This window comes from Ralstonia sp. VS2407 (assembly GCF_052950655.1).
This window is the reverse complement of the sequence record NZ_JBRFVG010000001.1, coordinates 193,270-209,532: the sequence shown is the minus strand read 5'-3', so window position 1 is coordinate 209,532 and position 16,263 is coordinate 193,270. Positions and strand designations below refer to the sequence as shown.

Below are 16,263 nucleotides of genomic sequence, written 5' to 3'. Positions count from 1 at the left end.
ACGTGCGCCGACTAGCGCACGCACCGCTCGTATACCGCAAACAGCCGCCGTTGGGAATGCGGCCCGCCAATGCCGTCAGGTTCATCGGCCCGTGCGACAATGCGCGCTTTGCCAAAAACGGCCCATCCACCGACCACCCGCATGGCCCTGAAATCCACGATCTACAAGGTCGATCTGCAGATCGCCGACATGGATCGCCACTACTACGCCAACCACGCGTTGACCGTTGCCCGCCACCCGAGCGAGAACGACGAACGCATGATGGTGCGCGTGCTCGCCTTCGCCCGCCACGCCAGCGAAACGTTGGCCTTCACACGCGGCCTGTCGGAGCCCGACGAGCCCGAACTCTGGCAACGCGACCTGACCGACGCCATCGAGCTGTGGATCGACCTCGGCAACCCCGACGACACGCGCGTCCGCAAGGCCAGCAACCGCGCAGAGCAGGTCGCCGTCTATACATATAGCGGCAACGCGAGCCGCGTGTGGTGGCAACAAATCGAGACCAAGATCACGCGCTTTGCCAACGTCTCGGTGTACGAAGTTGCAGCGGACACCGTGGCTGCGCTGGCCGCCATGGTGGAACGCACCATGCGTCTGCAGGTCACCATCCAGGACGGCGATATCTGGATCGCCAACGACGCGGACAACGTCCACGTCCAGCTTGAAACGCTCAAGGCCGCGGACGCCGCCTGAGCCCTTTCCCCTCATCACCCACGCCACTCCACGAGGCTCATCATGACCATCGAAACCACCGCAAGCGGCCTGCAATACGAGGATGTCGTCGTCGGCGACGGCGCTGAAGCCACGGCCGGCAAATACGTCACCGTGCACTACACCGGCTGGCTCTACGAAAACGGCCAGGCCGGCAAGAAGTTCGATTCCAGCAAGGACCGTAACGACCCCTTCGCCTTCCACCTGGGCGGCGGCATGGTCATCAAGGGCTGGGACGAAGGCGTGCAAGGCATGAAGGTCGGCGGCACGCGCAAGCTGATCATCCCGGCGGCCCTGGGCTACGGCGCACGCGGCGCGGGCGGCGTGATCCCCCCGAACGCAACGTTGCTTTTTGAGGTCGATCTGCTGGAAGTCTGATCCTGCGCTAGAATCCGCCCCGGCTTGCGATGCGTCACACGGCGCATCGCAAGCTGCCTCCCCCGGCGGGGTGGCAGAGTGGTCAATGCTGCGGCTTGCAAAGCCGTATAAGACGGTTCAATTCCGTTCCCCCGCCTCCAGTTTTCCGGCAGCGCATGCTCCACCGTTGCGGCCGCGCCATAGTCACACGCCCCCCGAGCCTCGCAACGCCCCGTTTCCGGGCCATCGGCCGTCCGTCCGCGTGACCACTCGTAACGATTGCTCTATGCTTGCGACATGGCCGTCACCCGAGAGGATCTCGAACAGAACCGGTTGCGCGCCGCCCTGGGTGATTCGCCCGTCGCGTCGTCGTTGCTGACCGAGACTGCGCTGGAAGCGTCGCTTGCATCGACGCTCGCGCGGTTGTCTGCTGCGCACGGCGAATGCCAGGACGCCTGGGTGTTCGGCTACGGCTCGCTCATCTGGAACCCGATGATCTTCCACACCGAGGCCGCCCGCGCCACGGTGCACGGCTATCACCGCGGCTTCTATCTTTATTCCCGCATCAACCGCGGTACCTGGGATAACCCCGGGCTCGTACTCGGCCTGGACCGTGGCGGCAGCTGCCGTGGCGTGGCCTTCCGCGTTCCGCGCGAGCATGCCGAGCATGAATTCCGGGTGCTCTGGCGCCGCGAAATGCTGACCGGCGCGTACCTCCCCCGCTGGCTGCCCACCGAAATCAATGGCCAACGCGTCCTGGCGCTGGCGTTTGTCATGAACCGCGCGCACGAGGCCTATGCCGGCCGCCTGCCCGACGAGCGCGTGGTCGGCTGCCTGCGCGAGGCGGTCGGGCTGTACGGCCCGGCACGCGAATACCTGCAGCGCACGCTGATCGGCCTGGCCAGCAATGGGCTGCACGATCCGTATCTGGATCGCCTCTGGTCGCGCCTGCAGGAGACCGACGCAGCAAACGCCCCCTCCGCAACAACCGACGCAACCGACGCAATGGACGTAACCGACACCGCGCCGCTGCCCGATCCCTACCTCAGCGCCTGAACCCGCCCGCCATGCTCATCGCTCCGCACCCCGCGATCAACCAGCTCATCGGCGTCATGCTGGGGATGGCACTGGCCGTGGGCGACATGGCGAACGCGTGGCAGGAGCAGCATCTGCCGATCGTGCATGTTGCAGCCAACGCCAGCGCCAAAGTGGCACCCGGCGCGGCACATGCGCCCGACGCCCGCCCCGTCCGCCGCAGCGACCCGGCCACGCGTGACCGCGACCTGATCCTGGCCGCGCAGGCCGGAAACACGATGGCCATCCAGTCGTTGCTGGCCGAGGGTGCCAGCCTCAAGGCGCGTGATGCCGACGGGCGCACCGCGCTCATCGCCGCCGTCATGGCGCACATGGGTGCGGCGGCACGCTTGCTCATCCAGGCCGGCGCCGACGTCAACCTGCAAGACAACACGCAGAACAGCGCCTTCCTGCTCGCTGCCATCCAGGGCGATGCGGAAACGGTGCGCTTGGCCCTCTCGCACGGTGCCAACCTGCGCGCCACCAACGCTGACGGCGACACTGCGCTCATCCCGGCTGCACGCCGTGGCTACGTGGAAGTGGTCAGCGAACTCGTGAAGGCGGGCGTACCGCCCGATGCCACCAACAACCTGGGCCTGACCGCGCTGATCGAAGCCGTGGCCCTGGGCGATGGCAGCGACAAATACGAGAAGACCGTGCAACTCCTGCTCGACGGGGGCGCCGACCCGAACCTGGCCGACCGCGGGGGCGTCACGCCGATGCGGCATGCGCGTCAGCGGGGCTTCCACGGCATCGGCGCGCTCCTGTTCAAGGCGCGCGGACATTGAAAAAGGGGCCTCTGAGGCCCCTTTCTGTTTATGCCGCCGCCGGTTTCTCGGCCGCCTCATTCCTTGCGTTTTCCTGCTCCTGCAGCGTGCGCCACATCACCTTGCCCGTGCCGGACTTGGGCAGCGCATCCACAAACTCCACCACGCGCGGGTACTTGTAGGCGGCCATGTTGTCGCGCGCCCAGTTGATGATGTCGTCTTCAGTGGTCTTGCCCTTGGCGTGGGCCTTGAGCACCACCACCGCCTTGACCGACTCGCCGCGATACGCGTCGCGCGTGCCGATGATGCAGGCCTCCTGCACGTCGGGGTGCTTGTACAGCAGGCTCTCCACCTCGGCCGGCCAGACCTTGAAGCCCGAGGCGTTGATCATGCGTTTCAGACGGTCGGTCAGGAAGAAGTAGCCGTCTTCGTCCATCCTGCCGAGGTCGCCCGTGCGGAAGAAGCGCTTGCCTTCGAACTCGATGAAGACTTCTGCGCTGGCCTGCGGCTTGCCCCAGTAGCCCAGGAAGACCTGGGGGCCGCTGACGATGATTTCACCCACCTCGCCGATCGGCAGTTCTTGCAGCGTCTGCGGATCGACGATGCGAGCGTCGGTGTTGAACACGGGAATGCCCAGGCATTGCTGCTTGGCGCGATCGGCCGGGTTGCTGTGCGTGGGCGCGATGGTTTCCGACAGGCCGTAGCCTTCCTGATACGCGAGGTTGAAATCCTTCAGCAGGCGCTCGGCCACGGCTTGCGGCATCGCCGCGCCGCCGCCGCCGATGTAGGCCAGGCTCGACAGGTCGAACTCCGCCAGCTGCGGGCTTGCCAGGAAGTCGATCACCATGGTCGGGATGTTCGTCCAATGCGTGATCTTGTAGCGCGAGATCAGCCGCCCCGCCACCTCGCGATCCCAGCGCGGCAGCATCACGACCGTGGAGCCCATGTAGATCGGCGCATTCATGCCGTACTGCATGCCGGTCACATGGAACAACGGGATGATCGACAGGCTCACGCCCTCCTTCGTCCCGTTCGACCACATCGAGCCACCGACGATGTTGTGCATCACCGTGCGGTGCGGGTGCATGCAACCCTTCGGGAAACCCGTGGTGCCCGACGTGTACGGCATCACCGCCAGGTCGTCCGGCCCGGCGGTGTGCGGGCCCGGCACGAGGCGCTGCGCGAGTGCGTCGTTCCATGCAACGGCGCCGGGCTGCGCCGGATGCTGCGCGGTGATCCACGCAGGCGGCGCGTCCTCGGGAAACTCGTATTGGGCCGGCAGTGCATCGGCGTACGACGTGACCAGCAGGTGCCTGGTGCGTTGCGCTTCCGGCAGATCGGCGTTGGCGGTGGTCACGTTGACGGCCAGATCTGCACTGCAGATGACCGTGGCGGCGCCCGCATCGGTGATGTAATGCTTGAATTCTTCCGGCCGGTTCATCGGGTTGACCGGCACGACCACCGCGTCGGCGCGCAGGATGCCGTAATACGCGGCCATGAATTGCGGACAGTTCTGCATGTACAGCAACACGCGGTCGCCCTTCTGCACTCCCGCCACCTGCTGCAACCACCCCGCCACGGCGACTGCATCGTCATGCAGCTCACGGAAAGTGGTGTGGCGACCGTAGAAGATGATCGCGTCTTTGTCCGGATAGCGTCGGGCAGACACTTCCAGGTTGTACCAAAGGCTCGTTTGCGGCGAGCTGATGTTGTGCGGCAAACGTCGGGGCCAGAACTGGAAGTGCGGTCGTGTCATGCCATGTCTCCGTAAATCTGTGTGTTGTTTTTACCGGATGGTATCCGAACGATCGTTCTATTTTCAACCGTTGTCCTGACATACGTTATTGCGGCGAACAAACGGCGGGCAGACTTCCTGGAAACGGTCCGCTCCACCCCCAAGTAAAATGCACGATACCTCTCGCCGGCGCGTGTGCCGGCGCCACCGCCCCTCAGGAGAATCCCGACGATGAGCGACATCACCTCGCAGAATTTCGCGCAAGAAGTGATCGAAACCTCTCGCCAGGTCCCGGTGCTGGTTGATTTCTGGGCGCCATGGTGCGGTCCGTGCCGCACATTGGGTCCGATGCTGGAAAAGCTGGAAGCCGAGTACGCCGGCAAATGGAAGCTCGCCAAGATCAACTCGGACGAAAACCCGGCGCTTTCCGCCCAGTTCCACGTGCGCAGCATCCCGTACGTGGTGGCGTTCGTGAATGGCAAGCCGGTCGACCAGTTCGTTGGCGTCTTGCCTGAAACGCAATTGCGCGCCTTCCTGGACCGGGTGATTCCGCAGCCTGCAGAAATCGCGTATCGCGAAGGGCTGGCCGCAAGCCAAGCCGGCGAAACCGCCCATGCGCGCGAAGCGTTCCAGAACGCGCTGGCATTCGACCCCGGCTTCGATGCTGCCCGCTTTGAACTGGTGAACCTGTTGCTGGATAGCGGCGACGCGCATGCCGCGCAGGGCGAATTCGCATTGCTCTCCCCCAAGGCGCCGCAGGACGAGCGCTATGCCCCGCTGGAAACACGGCTAAAGGCCACTGAACGGGCCGATACGCTGCCCGATGCAGGCGCCCTGCGCACGGTCGTGGAAGCGGAGCCCGGCAATCTGCAGGCGCGGCTTGATCTGGCGCAGCAGTACATCGCCGGCCAGGATTACGAGGCGGCCCTGGAGCAATTGCTCGCCATCGTCGAGCGGGATCGCACATTCCGGGACGACGTCGCTCGCAAAACGATGGTCTCGGTATTTGACATGATGCGCGACGCGCCGCAGGCGGTTTCGCACTGGCGCCGGCAGCTTGCGTCCAAACTGAACTGAGGAGCCGCCATGCGACTGATCTACGTAGCCGATCCAATGTGTTCTTGGTGCTACGGCTTCGGCCCGCAGTTGGCTGACCTGCGCAAGCGGCTGGCCGACACCCTTGGCGCGCCGGTTCCAGTTACGCTCATCACCGGCGGCCTGCGCCCCGGCCAGCGGGAGCCGATGGCCGCAGACAAGCGCGAAGAAATCCTCCACCACTGGCATACCGTGGCCGAACGCAGCGGCATGCCGTTCGACCAGTCGCCCGAAGTGGCCATGCGCCGCGACGACTTCGTCTACGACACCGAACCCGCCTGCCGCGCCGTCGTCATGGCGCGCGAACACTGGACCGAGGACGACGAACGCGTGCTTATCGTCTTCCATGCCATCCAGCACGCCTTCTACGCCCAAGGCCGCGACACCACACAAGCCGATGTGCTGCGCGACGTTGCGCTCACCAATGGCGTGGAGGCGGAACACTTCGATGCCGTATTCGACACGGACGCGCTACGCGACGAAACGCGCGAAGACTTCCGCCTGTCGCGCCGCTGGGGCATCACCGGGTTTCCCAGCCTGCTGGCCGAGCAAGGCGGCACGCTGTACCAGATCGGGCGTGGCTATGCGCCATCGGTGGCGCTGTACACACGGGCGGTAGAAGTGCTGCAGCAGCATCCCGCACCGGACGCCGGCTAACACGTTTGCCCGACGTCAAACTGTGGCGAGGTGGCCGTCGCTTAAGCTGACCGCCTCGCCCATCCAATTCTTCAGCCTGCCATGCCCGTGATCGAATGGTCGGAGGCGCTCCAACTCGGAGACGCCGCCACCGACGCCAACCACGCCGAATTCTGCGTCCTGCTCAACGCCATTGCCGATGCTTCGGACGCCGAGTTCATTCCCGCGCTCGACGCTTTCATCGACCATACCGAGCACCATTTCGGTGAAGAAAACGCGTGGATGGACGCCGCGGACTTCCCCCCGCGCCACTGCCACCGCGGTGAGCACGACAACGTGCTGGCGCTGTGCCGCGAAGTGCGCAAGCGCGCCGCTGCGGGCGAGATGGACTTGGGCCGACGCCTTGTGGCGGAATTGCCCGCCTGGTTTGCCCAGCATGTCGACGTGATGGACCGCATGATGACGACGTACCTGGCGCAAGTGGGCAACACCGTGCGCAACATCGAGCACGTCGACTGAACGCGGGTTGTCGACCGGCGGTCTGCTGCCTAGAGTCAAAGTGGCCCTGCCCGCTGGCCTTCGTTGCGCGGGCGTCCACTCCACGCTGGGAGCGCCCATGAAGATCGTCAACGATGCCTCGTTTCAATCCGATGTGATCGACGCCTCGCAACGCAACCCGGTGGTGGTGTGCTTTGCCGCGGAGTGGAGCCACCCGAGCCAGTCGGCCGTGGCCAGCCTCGAACAGATGGAATCAAGCTACGCCGGACGCGCCACATTCGTCACAATGGACTTCGACGAAAACCAGCACACCGCCGATCGATACGGCGTATCGGTCATGCCTGGTTTTGTGGTCTTTGCCAACAGCCAGCCGCGAGACGGATGGTCGGGCGTGTATGCCGACATCATCCGCGAGAAGCTCGATCAGGTCATCCCGCGCTAAGGCAGCAGGCCGTCATACGCCGGCGATCGCGCGCAGCGCCGTTGACGCGGCCACCATCCCGAACACCGCTGTCACGCATACGGACGAGCCAAAGCCCGCGCACGCAAGGCCCTGCGGCCCCTGCTGCGCAGGCTGCGGAGCGGGCGGCGCATTGACCACGGCAATATCCCCAGCCGCTGCAAGATCGTCGATACCGGCGTGGCTCGACTCGACCGGCAACTCGACATCGCACGCCTGCTGTTCAGGTTCTGGGTAGCGCAGCGGCTCATCCGAGAAGACTGCGTCGATACCAAAGCGTGACTTCGGGTTTTTCGGAAAGCCATGCTGGCGGCGCAGGTTGCCGCGCACCTTGGCAAGCAGCGGATCTTGAATCGTGCGCGAGAGGTCCGTCACGCGAATGCGTGTCGGGTCCAGTTGGCCGCCAGCCGCGCCGCACGTCACGACGCGTTTGCCGGTACGTTTGCAGAACGCGATGATGGCCGTCTTCACCTTCACCGCATCGATGGCGTCGATCACGTAATCGAACGGATGGCCGAGCAATGCCTCGACGTTCTCGACCGTCACGAAATCATCAATGCGGCTGATCTCGGCGCGCGGATTGATCTGCAGGATGCGCTCGGCCATGGCGTCGACCTTGGCCATGCCATACGCATCGCCCAGCGCGTGAATCTGCCGGTTGGTGTTCGACACAGCGATGTGATCGAGGTCGATCAGGGTGAACTTGCCAACACCGCAGCGCGCCACGGCCTCGGCCACCCACGACCCCACACCGCCGATGCCGATCACGCACACGTGCGCCGCCGCAAAACGCTCAAGCGCCTGTGGCCCGTACAACCGGGCAACACCGCCAAACCGGCGCGCGTATTCATCATCGAGGATAGGCGGGTGCGCTGGCGCGCTGATTGCTACTTGGCTCATGACACAATGGAATCGTGGTTGCGCCGAACTATATATCAACGTGCGCGGTCGCATTTTTGTGCCAATACCAACAAGAAGACGATGCGTACATCCGGCAAACTCGCCCTCGGACTGGTCATCACACCCGTCGTCATCGTGGCAGCGGCGGTCATCTTTGTGCTGACGTTCGACTGGAACCGCGCCAAGCCGTATCTGAATGATCGCGTCTCGCAAGCCATCGGGCGCCCCTTCGCCATCAACGGCGACCTGATGCTCACGTGGAAGAAGCCCCAAGGCGAATCCGGCTGGCGCGCGTACGTACCCTGGCCGCGATTGATTGCCAACGACATCACCGTCGGCAATCCGGACTGGGCGAAACAGCCTCACGTGGCCACCATCCATCAGCTCACGTTTGTGCTGGAGGCCCTGCCGCTGCTGGCACACCGCATCGTCATCCCGAGCGTGACGCTGGACACGCCCGCCATTGCGCTGGAGCGCGACAAGCAGAACCGCAACAACTGGACCTTCGATCTGGCGGGCAGCGAGGGCGACAACAAGAAGCCGTCGGACTGGAAACTGGACCTGCGCGAGATCGCCTTCAGCAAAGGCTCGCTGGCCCTTGACGATGACATCAAGCGCGTTCACCTGACAGCGACGATCGACACCGTCGACAACCAGACGCTATACACCGCCGCCAACGGCACAGCCATCCGGAATGCGGACCAGCCCGCCACGGTGCCGACGGCGTCCGGCGCGGCAGCATCCGATAGCGCCGCACAGACGCCGACGGTGCCGGATCCGCAGCAGCCTTACGGCATCGCGTGGACGGTCAAGGGCACCTACAACAACGCCACCATCAAGGGCAGCGGCAAGGCCGGCGGCGTGCTGCGCCTGCAAGATGCTCAACGGCCCTACCCGCTGCAGGCCGACGTCACGGTAGGCAAGACACGCATTGACCTGGCAGGCACGCTGACCAACCCCGCCAGCCTGACGGCCATCGACTTACGCCTGCACCTATCGGGCGCAAGCATGGCGCAGTTGTATCCGCTGACCGGCGTGGTGCTGCCGGATACGCCGCCGTTCGACACCCGCGGCCGGCTGATCGGCGAACTTCGCAGGCAAGGCTCGACGTGGCGCTACGAAAAATTCACGGGACGCGTGGGTGGTTCAGATTTGGGCGGCACGCTCACCTTTGCGATGCGCCAACCGCGTCCGCAATTGACGGGCGAACTGGTCTCACATCAATTGCTGTTTGCCGACCTCGCGCCAATCATCGGCGCCGACTCCAACGCCAGCAAGGCCAAGCGGGCCGACCCGAGCGCCGACCCAGGCGACAGCAAAACCGTACGCCAGCCCCCCGACAAGGTACTGCCGGTCGAGCCCTTCCGTACCGATCGCTGGAACGCCATTGATGCCGACGTGAAGTTCACCGGTGAGCGCATCGTCCACACTGCAGATCTGCCGATCAATCACCTCGTCACGCACGTCAAGCTGCAGGACGCGGTGCTGACGCTCGACCCGCTCAACTTCGGCATTGCGGGCGGCACGCTTTCCTCCAACATCCAGCTCGACGGACACGCTACGCCCATGCAGGCGCGCGCGGCGCTGGCGGCACGGCACTTCAAGATCAAGCAACTGTTCCCGAAGATCGAATCGGTGCGCGCCAGCGTGGGCGAGATCAACGGCGATGCGCGTCTCTCGGCCACGGGCAATTCGGTGGCGGCTCTGCTCGGTTCATCGAACGGCGAGGTGAAGATCCTGGTGGAGCAAGGCACCATCAGCAAGTTCATCCTGGAAGCCATGGGGCTGAACGTCGGCAACGTGATCCTCACCAAGCTTTTCGGCGACAAGCAGGTCACCATCAACTGCGCGGCCGGCGACTTTGCCGTGAGCAATGGCCTGGCGCAGGCGCGCACGTTCGTGGTGGATACGCAGGATGCTGTCATCGACGTGACCGGCGCGACGAGCTTCAAGCAGGAGGCCCTGGACTTCACCATTCACCCGGATTCGAAGGGGCTGCGCGTGTTTTCGCTGCGTACGCCGTTGTATGTGAAGGGCACATACAAGCATCCGGATGTGTCGATCAACCCGGCCGTCGTAGCACTGCGGGCAGGCGGTGCAGTGGCCCTGGCGTTGACGGCGCCGGTGGCGGCGGTACTGCCGGTGCTCGAGCTCAAGCCCGCCCCCGAAAGCGCCTGCGGCAAGCTGCTCGCCGATGTGCGCCAGCGCCCGACCGCGCCACCGCCGGGCAAGACGTATCACAGCAAGAACCCTGGCCGCACGCCGGAGGGCGACTTGAAATCGACGCAGCCGGACTCGGGCAAGACTGCTACACAGAAGCGTCCCGCAGCACCCGCGTCGCGCGACCCACTCACGACCGGCGGCTGACCTGCCGCCCGCATCATCCCCGCTACTTTGCTGAGCGCCGCTTTGCGATGGCCTCGGCCGTCACCGCCGGTGTGGCCGGATCGCCAAACTGGCGCGTGACGTAGTTCGTCAGCGCGGCGAGCTGCTCGTTGGACAGGTCACGCCCAAACGCCGGCATGCCGATATGCCTGTCGCCCGCCTTGCGCTCAATGCCGAACAACATGACTTGCACGAGGTTGGTCGTGTCCCGCGTGCCGACCGTGGAGTTGTGCAGCAGCGGCGGGTAATAGCCATCGGGCGTGCCACGTCCATCGGCCTGGTGACACGTGGCGCAATTGCCCAGGTACAGGCGCGCGGCGTCGATCGTGGTTTCGATGGGCTTGCCGCGCAGCGCGGTCACATCGGTGGCAGGCTTGCCCCAATCCTGCCGTGCGCGCTCAAGGTTGTTGCTCACGGCAGGGACGGTGCGCAGATATTCGGCGATGGACTCGACGTCCTGCATCGTCATCCGCGAAAAACTGTGCTGCACCGCTTCGCCCATCGGCCCTGCGGCCTGCGCCACGCCAGGCACGCTGCCGGTGCGCAGGTATTGCACGAGCTGTTCAGGCTTCCACGCGCCGATGCCGCTCGTCGGGTCCGACGTGATGTTGAACGCCGTCCAGCCCGCGAGCGTCGAGCCCGCCAGATAGCCGCTGCCGCGCTCGTCCAGCGCTTTCTCCTGCATGGCGAAACCGCGCGGTGTATGGCACGTCCCGCAGTGCGCCAGGCCTTGCGTGAGGTACGCACCGCGATTCCACGTCGGCGACTTGTCGGCCTTCGGAACGTACGGTTCGCTCTTGAGGAAGATGAGGTTCCACAGCTTGAGCGGCCAGCGCATGTTCAACGGCCAGCGAATGGTGCTTTGTGGCGGATCGTTCTGCACCGCTGTCACGCCGTTGCGGAAGTACGCATAGAGATCGCGCATGTCCGCATCGTTGATCTTCGCGAACGACGGATACGGCATGGCCGGATACAGGTTGTTGCCGTCGTCGTCCACGCCCTTGCGTACGGCACGCTCGAATTCTTCGTACGTCCATTTGCCGATGCCGGTCTTTTCATCGGGCGTGATGTTGCTGCTGTAAATGGTGCCCAGCATCGGGATCTGCATCGGCAAGCCGCCGGCAAAGGGCTTGCCGCCGGGCGCCGTATGGCAGGCCGCGCAGTCCGCCGCAATGGCGAGGTATTCGCCGCGCTTGATTTGCGCAGTGTCAGCGGGCGTGTCCTTGGCCCAGGCATTGGCCACGAGGCCGGTCAGCAACAGCAGCGAGAAAGAAGCGATCGTCTTCATCTCACGCCTCCTTCTTCAGTTGGTCGGCAATGCGCAGTGCCAGTGCCGCGATGGTCAGCGTCACGTTGACGGTGCCCACGGTCGGCATGGTGGAGCTGCTGCTGATGAACAGGTTCGGGTGGTCGAACGTCCGGCAATCCTTGTCGACCACGGAGTCTTTCGGATCGGCGCCCATGATGGTTGCGCCGGTGATGTGGTTGTTGGGCGCGAAGTCGTCGTGGAACTCGACATTGGTGCCGCCCATCACCTGCGCCGCCGTGGCGTAAACCTCGCGCGTATGCACGGCGCTGCGTTTGACGTAGTCGTCAATGTGGTACGTGATCTCGGGGCGCGGAATACCGATGGCATCGACCTCGGTCGCGCTGGGCACGATGCGGTTCTCCGGCAGCGGCAGGATCTCGTGAAAACTGTCGAACTGCACGTAGCGCGCGGCCTGGTCGCGGATGCGCGCATCCAGTTCAACGGGCTTGATGAGCTTGCCTTCCTTGAAGATGCGCTGCGTCTCCTGCTCAATGCGCGAGATGCTCGACAGGTGCAGTTTCTTGCCAGCCTGCGTGGCACGGAACGGCCCATCGCGAAAGCCGATCAGCGAGGTCATTTCCTGTGGCCCGCGCCCCGGCCATAGCTTGCGGTCGGCATAGAAACTCACGCCGGTGCCAGGGTGGTCCATCAGGTTGCGCCCCACCATGTCGGAGCTGTTGCCCACGCCCTTCGGAAAATCCTGGCTGGTGGACATCAGCATCAGCTTGGGCGTTTCGATGCCGTTGGCGGCCAGCACGAACCACTTGCCTTCCACGCGGTGCTCGGCGCCTTTCGAGTCCTTGTAACGCGCGGCCACGATGCGCTTGTTGGGGCCGACTTCGAGCTTGAAGACCACGGCGTTCTCGATCAGCCGGGCGCCGGCCTGCTCGGCTTTCTCCACGTGCACGATGCCGTTGTACATCGCGCCGATCGGGCAGATCGGCATGCAGTTGTTGTTGCCGCAGCAGGTCGGGCGGCCGTCGTACGGGCGGCTGTTGCGCGCCACCGGCTCGGTCACCACGTGGAAGCTCGCGTCGTGCGCATTGAGCGCTTCCTTGATCGTGCGCTCATTGAACGAGAGCGGCAGCGGCGCCATGGGATAGGGCTGGCTGCGCGGCGAGCCCAGATCTTCGTCGTTCGGGCCCCACACGCCCAGGGCCTCTTCGGCCAGGCCGTAATAGCGTTCAAGATCCTGATACTGGATCGGCCAGTCGCGCGCGATGCCGTACACACTGCGCAGCTTGAAGTCGTTCGGCAAGAAGCGCCACGTCGATGCGGCCCAGTGCCACGTCGTGCCGCCCACCGCCCGGATGTACTGCGAGTTGAACTGGTGCTCGCCCTTGAGCACGAGGTAGTTGTTGGGCGGACCATATTCCGGATGCGGTGCCCATGGCGTCGACGGATACGGCGCCATGAAATCCATCTTGTCGGCCTGATTGCGGAAGCGCTCGACGATCTCCCAGCGCGGCAGGCGCGGGCCGGCTTCGAGCATCAGCACCGACTTGCCCGCACGCGCCAGCTCGTACGCTACCAACGCTCCGGCCACGCCGGAGCCCACCACCACGATATCGGCTTGTTGGGTATCGGCCATCAGGCTTGCCTCTCGACAGGGGGTTCGGCCCAGAAGCCGGGCTGGTTGGGGCAGTATGTGCGGATGACCAGCGTGTCGGAGACCACGCTGTACATCAGTGCCTGCTCGTACGTGACGACATTGCCGTCGACCACACCCAGGTACCACGCTTCCAGAATCTGCAGCGCGGTCTTCTGCTGCGCATCGGAAAGCGAGCCCGCCGCCAACGCCTGCGCCAGCGGCCGCAATTGCGCGGCAAAATCGGCACTGGATTTGCCCAGCGCCGCCAGCAATCGCGTGCCAACGGCGCGGTCCAGTGCAGGCCGCGCCGTCAGCGCCTGTGACAACGCCATGAAGGCATCGAGCGATTCAGTCGGGGCTTGGGCGACCGCACGCAATACCTGCGAGCCCGCCAGCCCGGCCGCGGCCAGCGCCAATGTGCCCTGCAGCCACTGACGTCGCGTCAGGCCGGCAGCGGTGTCGGGAAAATGGGAACGGGGGGCCATTTCGACATCCTGTTGAAATTTTTGTGGGGAAGATGGCAGGCGCCGCCAGCCTGACGCCCTTGACTAGCCAATATAGGCGGCGCATGACAGATCGCCAGCACCCCGCCCCAAGCGCAAACCGTGCCAGCCCTTGCGCGCAAGCAAAGGACATTGGGCGGCGTTTGTCTATACTCGGGCCGTTCGCATGCCGCATCCGCCACGCTCATGACCTCCATTGCCGATATCCGCACCGATTACGCCCGCGCTTCGCTCGACATCGCCGACGTCGACGCCAACCCCTTGCGCCAGTTCCGCCGCTGGTTCGACGAGGCCCTGAAGGCGGAGGTGGCTGAAGTCAACGCCATGACGCTCGCCACCGTAGATCCGCACGGCCAGCCCTCGGCCCGCATCGTGCTGCTCAAGAATCTGGACGAACGCGGCTTCACCTTCTTCACCAATTACGCCAGCCACAAGGGCGAAGAACTGGCCGCAAACCCGCGCGCTGCGCTGCTGTTCCACTGGATTGGGTTGGAGCGGCAAGTGCGCGTCCAGGGCATTGTCGAAAAAGTGAGCGACGCCGAGAGCGACGCCTATTACCATTCGCGCCCGCTGGGCTCGCGGTTGGGGGCGTGGGCGTCGGAGCAGAGCAGCGAAGTGCCCGACCGCACCACGCTGGAGGCTCGCGAAGCCGAATATCGCGCACGCTTTGGCGATGCTCCGCCGCGCCCGCCGCACTGGGGCGGCTACCGTCTGGTGCCGGAGCGGCTGGAATTCTGGCAAGGCCGCCCATCGCGCTTGCACGACCGGCTGGAGTACCGGAAACAGGCTGACGGCAGCTGGAAGATCGTCCGCCTCGCCCCGTAGCGGGGCGAGTGGAGACGCAACACGTTATTGCGCATCGCGTCATGCCGGCACGGCGCTTGCTGCGGAGGATTGGCTCGGCACGCGCCCCCTAAGACCCGCACAGCACAATGGGAAAGTTTGTCGTAAGCTAATGTGATCCGTTCGGGCTGCAATCCGATGGCCGCCTCGAACACCTGCACATCAGGGAGGCGTCGACATGTTTTTCCAACAGGCGATTGACCGCAAACTCGAGCAGTGGATCCAGGACATCCGCGAGTCTGCCAACCTTCCCGTACGACTGCGGTTATGGAACGGCGACCAATACGAACTGGGCCGCTTCGAGCAGCCCCGCGTCACGCTCACCGTGCGCGAGGCGAGCGCTCTGCCGCTGCTGCTGTCCCCGACGCTCAACAACCTCGGTGAGGCGTACGTTCAGGAGAAGATCGACCTGGACGGCAAGCTGGCCGACATCATCAACGTTGGCTACAGCCTCGCTTCAGCGGCGGCGGTCAGCAGCGGCAATGCGTTGGCCCGCGTGGTGCGCCACTTCGCCCATACGAAGGAGGGCGACAAGGAATCGATCCAGTACCACTACGACGTTTCCAACGATTTCTACAAGCTGTGGCTGGACCAGAACATGGTCTACTCCTGCGCCTACTTCGAAAACGGCGATGAAACGCTCGACGAGGCGCAGCTCAAGAAAATCGACCATATCCTTACCAAGATCCGCTTGCAGCCGGGGCAAACGCTGCTCGATATCGGCTGCGGTTGGGGTGCGCTCGTGCTGCGCGCCGCGCAGAAGTACGGCGCGCGCTGCCTGGGCGTGACGCTGTCGCAAAACCAATACGAGCTCGCCACCGAACGCGTGCGCGCGGCCGGCCTGCAAGACCAGATCGAGATCCGCATCCAGGACTACCGCGATCTCACTGGCCAGTTCGATCGCATCACGAGCGTCGGCATGTTCGAGCACGTCGGTCGCAAGAACCTGCCTGTGTATTTCCGCCGCATACACGATCTGCTGGCCGACGACGGCATCGCCATGAACCACGGCATCACGTCTTCTGACACGGCCGGCGGCGAAAGCTCCATGGGCGGCGGCGATTTCATCGATCGCTACGTCTTTCCGCAAGGCGAGCTGCCGCACATCTCGCTGGCACTGAGCGCCGCGCAGGATGGCGGCCTGGAAGCGCTTGACGTTGAAAGCCTGCGCCGCCACTATGCGCGCACGCTCGAGCACTGGGCCGAGCGGTTCGAGACCAACGGCGAGACCATCCGCGCGATGGTGGGCGAAAAGAAATACCGCATCTGGCGCGTCTACCTGGCCGGCTGCGCACACGCCTTCGACGCCGACGAAATCTCGATCTTCCAAACCGTGCTGCAGAAGGCCGGCAAGTCGGCGACGACGATCCCGTGGTCGCGCCGCTATATCTACGCGTAA

General features: G+C 64.6%; 16 protein-coding genes and 1 tRNA gene. 12 read left to right on the top strand and 5 right to left on the bottom strand.

Annotation, left to right across the window (positions count from 1 at the left end; translation table 11 throughout):
- The first annotated feature begins 141 nt into the window (after positions 1-141).
- The 5 genes from ACU8YE_RS01035 (at position 142) to ACU8YE_RS01015 (ending at position 2,930) form a co-directional block, all read left to right on the top strand.
- Entirely contained in the window at positions 142-693 is a 552-nt protein-coding gene (locus ACU8YE_RS01035; protein ID WP_446927930.1) for a YaeQ family protein, read from the top strand.
- A 42-nt stretch (positions 694-735) separates the two neighbouring features.
- Complete coding sequence (locus tag ACU8YE_RS01030; protein ID WP_012761517.1) at positions 736-1,089, top strand: FKBP-type peptidyl-prolyl cis-trans isomerase; 354 nt, start codon at positions 736-738, stop codon at positions 1,087-1,089.
- Positions 1,090-1,153: 64 nt separating this feature from the next.
- A tRNA-Cys gene (locus tag ACU8YE_RS01025) sits at positions 1,154-1,229 on the top strand.
- Between the two features lie 136 nt (positions 1,230-1,365).
- Positions 1,366-2,124, top strand: a complete 759-nt coding sequence (locus ACU8YE_RS01020; protein ID WP_260802845.1) for a gamma-glutamylcyclotransferase — start codon at positions 1,366-1,368, stop codon at positions 2,122-2,124.
- Positions 2,125-2,135: 11 nt separating this feature from the next.
- Positions 2,136-2,930, top strand: coding sequence for an ankyrin repeat domain-containing protein (locus tag ACU8YE_RS01015; RefSeq protein WP_232042252.1), 795 nt, complete (start codon positions 2,136-2,138; stop codon positions 2,928-2,930).
- A 28-nt stretch (positions 2,931-2,958) separates the two neighbouring features.
- Here ACU8YE_RS01015 and ACU8YE_RS01010 read toward each other — a convergent pair whose 3' ends face one another.
- Positions 2,959-4,665: a long-chain fatty acid--CoA ligase gene (locus ACU8YE_RS01010; protein ID WP_232042251.1), complete on the bottom strand. Its 1,707-nt coding sequence runs from the start codon at positions 4,663-4,665 to the stop codon at positions 2,959-2,961.
- A 210-nt stretch (positions 4,666-4,875) separates the two neighbouring features.
- Here ACU8YE_RS01010 and trxA point away from each other — a divergent pair, with 210 nt between their 5' ends.
- The 4 genes from trxA to ACU8YE_RS00990 all read left to right on the top strand — a co-directional run bounded on the left by trxA (position 4,876) and on the right by ACU8YE_RS00990 (position 7,315).
- Positions 4,876-5,721 (top strand): thioredoxin, encoded by an 846-nt coding sequence (gene trxA, locus ACU8YE_RS01005; protein ID WP_446927929.1) that lies wholly within the window; start codon positions 4,876-4,878, stop codon positions 5,719-5,721.
- 9 nt (positions 5,722-5,730) lie between these two features.
- Positions 5,731-6,396 carry a DsbA family protein gene (locus ACU8YE_RS01000; protein WP_446927928.1) on the top strand — a complete coding sequence of 222 codons (666 nt, stop codon included), beginning with the start codon at positions 5,731-5,733 and terminating at the stop codon, positions 6,394-6,396.
- Between the two features lie 81 nt (positions 6,397-6,477).
- A complete protein-coding gene (locus tag ACU8YE_RS00995; RefSeq protein ID WP_260802848.1) occupies positions 6,478-6,894 on the top strand; it encodes a bacteriohemerythrin in 417 nt (138 codons plus the stop codon).
- 97 nt (positions 6,895-6,991) lie between these two features.
- The gene (locus ACU8YE_RS00990; protein WP_260802849.1) at positions 6,992-7,315 is read left to right on the top strand and encodes a thioredoxin family protein; all 324 of its coding nucleotides are present in this window, start codon (positions 6,992-6,994) and stop codon (positions 7,313-7,315) included.
- A gap of 12 nt (positions 7,316-7,327) precedes the next feature.
- Here ACU8YE_RS00990 and tcdA read toward each other — a convergent pair whose 3' ends face one another.
- Complete coding sequence (tcdA, locus tag ACU8YE_RS00985; RefSeq protein ID WP_260802850.1) at positions 7,328-8,233, bottom strand: tRNA cyclic N6-threonylcarbamoyladenosine(37) synthase TcdA; 906 nt, start codon at positions 8,231-8,233, stop codon at positions 7,328-7,330.
- 81 nt (positions 8,234-8,314) lie between these two features.
- On the opposite strand from tcdA, the gene ACU8YE_RS00980 reads away from it, so the two are divergent.
- On the top strand, positions 8,315-10,600 hold the full coding sequence (locus ACU8YE_RS00980) for an AsmA family protein (RefSeq protein WP_446927927.1): 2,286 nt from the start codon (positions 8,315-8,317) through the stop codon (positions 10,598-10,600).
- Between the two features lie 22 nt (positions 10,601-10,622).
- Here the strand turns inward: ACU8YE_RS00980 and ACU8YE_RS00975 are convergent, their stop codons facing one another.
- The 3 genes from ACU8YE_RS00975 to ACU8YE_RS00965 are packed head-to-tail and all read right to left on the bottom strand — an operon-like array spanning position 10,623 to position 14,003.
- Positions 10,623-11,906 carry a cytochrome c gene (locus tag ACU8YE_RS00975; protein ID WP_440076785.1) on the bottom strand — a complete coding sequence of 428 codons (1,284 nt, stop codon included), beginning with the start codon at positions 11,904-11,906 and terminating at the stop codon, positions 10,623-10,625.
- Between the two features lies 1 nt (position 11,907).
- Entirely contained in the window at positions 11,908-13,518 is a 1,611-nt protein-coding gene (locus tag ACU8YE_RS00970) for a GMC family oxidoreductase (protein WP_446927926.1), read from the bottom strand.
- Positions 13,518-14,003, bottom strand: coding sequence for a sugar dehydrogenase complex small subunit (locus ACU8YE_RS00965; RefSeq protein WP_316658301.1), 486 nt, complete (start codon positions 14,001-14,003; stop codon positions 13,518-13,520). Before ACU8YE_RS00965 ends, ACU8YE_RS00970 begins: the two co-directional genes overlap by 1 nt.
- 204 nt (positions 14,004-14,207) lie before the next feature.
- Here ACU8YE_RS00965 and pdxH point away from each other — a divergent pair, with 204 nt between their 5' ends.
- Together pdxH and ACU8YE_RS00955 are read left to right on the top strand one after the other, a co-directional pair.
- On the top strand, positions 14,208-14,846 hold the full coding sequence (gene pdxH / locus ACU8YE_RS00960; protein WP_446927925.1) for a pyridoxamine 5'-phosphate oxidase: 639 nt from the start codon (positions 14,208-14,210) through the stop codon (positions 14,844-14,846).
- Between the two features lie 196 nt (positions 14,847-15,042).
- Complete coding sequence (locus ACU8YE_RS00955; protein WP_232042240.1) at positions 15,043-16,263, top strand: SAM-dependent methyltransferase; 1,221 nt, start codon at positions 15,043-15,045, stop codon at positions 16,261-16,263.